The sequence below is a fragment of the Lactobacillus gallinarum DSM 10532 = JCM 2011 genome (assembly GCF_001434975.1).
Taxonomy (GTDB): domain Bacteria; phylum Bacillota; class Bacilli; order Lactobacillales; family Lactobacillaceae; genus Lactobacillus; species Lactobacillus gallinarum.
In genome coordinates, this window is sequence record NZ_AZEL01000029.1 from 1 (window position 1) to 3,197 (window position 3,197).

Sequence of the window (3,197 nt, forward strand, 5' to 3'; positions counted from 1 at the left end):
TCAAAGAGCTAGTACATTGAAAACTGAATATAATCCAAGCAAAAAACCGAGACAATCAAAGAGAACAGATTGCAAGGCGACCGAGAAGAGAATTCTTGAGTAAGGTCAAGTAGAAAAGGGCGCACGGTGAATGCCTAGGCACTAAAAGCCGATGAAGGACGTGACGAACTACGAAAAGCTTCGGGGAGCGGTAAGTACGCAGAGATCCGGAGATGTCCGAATGGGGGAACCCAATGCAGCGATGCATTATTGATTGATGAATAGATAGTCAATCAAAGGAATACGCAGTGAACTGAAACATCTAAGTAGCTGCAGGAAGAGAAAGAAAGATCGATTTCCTTAGTAGCGGCGAGCGAAGAGGAAAGAGCCCAAACCAAGTGATTTATCATTTGGGGTTGTAGGACTGCGACGTGGCAGCGTGAGTGATAGCAGAATTATCTGGGAAGGTAAGCCAGAGAGGGTGAGAGCCCCGTACGTGAAATTGCAAGCGCGCCTAGCAGAATCCTGAGTAGGCCGGGACACGAGGAATCCCGGTTGAAACCGCGAGGACCATCTCGCAAGGCTAAATACTAATTAGTGACCGATAGTGAACCAGTACCGTGAGGGAAAGGTGAAAAGAACCCCGGAAGGGGAGTGAAAGAGAACCTGAAACCGTGTGTCTACAAGTAGTCAAAGCACATTAAAGTGCAATGGCGTGCCTTTTGTAGAATGAACCGGCGAGTTACGTTATCTAGCGAGGTTAAGTCAGAAAAGACGGAGCCGGAGCGAAAGCGAGTCTGAAGAGGGCGATAAGTTAGGTGACGTAGACCCGAAACCAAGTGACCTACCCATGACCAGGCTGAAGGCGTGGTAAAACGCGCTGGAGGGCCGAACCCACGTAAGTTAAAAATTGCGGGGATGAGTTGTGGGTAGCGGTGAAATTCCAAACGAACTTGGAGATAGCTGGTTCTCTCCGAAATAGCTTTAGGGCTAGCCTCGTGGAGAGGATAATGGAGGTAGAGCTCTGTTTGGACTAGGGGCCCGTCAGGGGTTACTGAATCCAGATAAACTACGAATTCCAGATATCTATACACGGGAGTCAGACTGCGAGTGATAAGATCCGTAGTCGAAAGGGAAACAGCCCAGATCACCAGTTAAGGTCCCCAAATCTATGCTAAGTGGAAAAGGATGTGGAGTTGCGTAGACAACTAGGACGTTGGCTCAGAAGCAGCCATCATTCAAAGAGTGCGTAATAGCTCACTAGTCGAGTGGCGCTGCGCCGAAAATTTACCGGGGCTAAGCATAGTACCGAAACTGTGGATGTACGTAAGTACGTGGTAGGAGAGCGTTCTAAGTGCGGCGAAGGTTAACCGAGAGGATAATTGGAGCGCTTAGAAGTGAGAATGCCGGTATGAGTAGCGAAAGATAGGTGAGAATCCTATCCGCCGAAAGACTAAGGTTTCCTGGGGCAGGCTCGTCCGCCCAGGGTAAGTCGGGACCTAAGGCAAGGCCGAGAGGCGTAGTCGATGGATAACAGGTAGAGATTCCTGTACTGTGTTCAATCGTTAAGAGCGAAGGAGGGACGCAGGAGGTGAAGCACGCATCGCGATGGAACGATGTTCAAGCGACAAGTGCGGTTAAGAGTCAAATGCTTCTAACCAGCAACACGAGTCGTGATGAGGAGCGAAGTAAAAGTAGCGAAGGTGTGGTAGTCACACTGCCAAGAAAAGCTTCTAGCCAGAGAGAACATACCCGTACCGCAAACCGACACAGGTAGTCGAGTGGAGAACACTAAGGTGAGCGAGAGAACTCTCGTTAAGGAACTCGGCAAAATGACCCCGTAACTTCGGAAGAAGGGGTGCTGGCCATGAGAATGGTTAGCCGCAGTGAATAGGCCCAAACAACTGTTTATCAAAAACACAGGTCTCTGCAAAATCGTAAGATGACGTATAGAGGCTGACACCTGCCCGGTGCTGGAAGGTTAAGAGGAGAGCTTAGCGTAAGCGAAGGTTTGAATTGAAGCCCCAGTAAACGGCGGCCGTAACTATAACGGTCCTAAGGTAGCGAAATTCCTTGTCGGGTAAGTTCCGACCTGCACGAAAGGTGTAATGATTTGGGCACTGTCTCAACGAGAGACTCGGTGAAATTATAATACCCGTGAAGATGCGGGTTACCCGCGACAGGACGGAAAGACCCCATGGAGCTTCACTGTAGCTTGATATTGAGTATCTTTTAAACATGTACAGGATAGGTAGGAGCCAAGGAAAGCAGGACGCTAGTTTTGCTGGAGGCAATGTTGGGATACTACCCTTGTTTGAAGGATGCTCTAACCTCGACCTGTAAGCCAGGCCAGGGACAGTGTCAGGTGGGCAGTTTGACTGGGGCGGTCGCCTCCTAAAGTGTAACGGAGGCGCTCAAAGGTTCCCTCAGAATGGTTGGAAATCATTCGCAGAGTGTAAAGGTATAAGGGAGCTTGACTGCGAGAGAGACAACTCGAGCAGGTAGGAAACTAGGACTTAGTGATCTGGTGGTACCGTATGGAAGGGCCATCACTCAACGGATAAAAGCTACCCTGGGGATAACAGGCTTATCTCCCCCAAGAGTTCACATCGACGGGGAGGTTTGGCACCTCGATGTCGGCTCGTCGCATCCTGGGGCTGAAGTCGGTCCCAAGGGTTGGGCTGTTCGCCCATTAAAGCGGCACGCGAGCTGGGTTCAGAACGTCGTGAGACAGTTCGGTCCCTATCCGTCGTGGGCGTAGGAAATTTGAGAGGAGCTGTCCTTAGTACGAGAGGACCGGGATGGACGCACCGCTGGTGTACCAGTTGTTCCGCCAGGAGCATCGCTGGGTAGCTATGTGCGGAAGGGATAAGCGCTGAAAGCATCTAAGTGCGAAGCCCCCCTCAAGATGAGATTTCCTTTGCGTAAGCAGTAAGACACCTCAAAGACGATGAGGTAGATAGGCTGGGAGTGGAAGTTCTGTGAAGAATGGAGCGGACCAGTACTAATCAGTCGAGGACTTGACCAAAGGCCAAGCGATCTGGAGAAGGTTTTTTGCGAGAGATTATGTTTAGTTTTGAGTGTAAAAGCTCAAAAGAGTACGGTGGCGAAAGCAAGAAGGATACACCTGTTCCCATGCCGAACACAGAAGTTAAGCTTCTTAACGCCGAAAGTAGTTGGTGGGCAACTGCCTGCGAGGAAAGGAAGCTGCCGTGCTC

At 50.3% G+C, this 3,197-nt stretch carries 2 rRNA genes; both read left to right on the plus strand.

The window, feature by feature from the left end:
• Window positions 1-103 precede the first annotated feature (103 nt).
• Window positions 104-3,007: ribosomal RNA gene (locus FC37_RS04545) — 23S ribosomal RNA — on the plus strand.
• A 71-nt stretch (window positions 3,008-3,078) separates the two neighbouring features.
• Window positions 3,079-3,195: ribosomal RNA gene (gene rrf, locus FC37_RS04550) — 5S ribosomal RNA — on the plus strand.
• The last annotated feature ends 2 nt before the right edge of the window (window positions 3,196-3,197 follow it).